Annotated in this window: 1 protein-coding gene; it reads left to right on the forward strand. The window is 64.7% G+C overall.

The annotated features are described in order from the left end of the window. The coding region (locus SB816_RS35255) for an ATP-binding cassette domain-containing protein (protein WP_410548658.1) at positions 1 to 232 on the forward strand (232 nt) is incomplete at both ends.

Genomic DNA, 232 nt, shown 5'->3' on the forward strand with positions numbered 1-232 from the left:
TCGGCATCATCGGCCGCAGCGGTGCCGGCAAGTCTTCATTGCTGCGCACCATCAACCGCCTGGAGCAACCCAGCCAGGGCCGGGTACTGATCGACCAGGTGGACATCGCGCCCTTCGACGAGGACCACCTGGTCGCGCTGCGCCGGCGCATCGGCATGATCTTCCAGCACTTCAACCTGATGTCGGCCAAGACCGTGTGGCAGAACGTCGAGCTGCCGTTGAAAGTGGCCGG

Origin of the sequence: Achromobacter sp. SIMBA_011, assembly GCF_046535435.1 — a bacterium.
In the GTDB taxonomy this organism is placed as follows: domain Bacteria; phylum Pseudomonadota; class Gammaproteobacteria; order Burkholderiales; family Burkholderiaceae_B; genus Achromobacter; species Achromobacter dolens.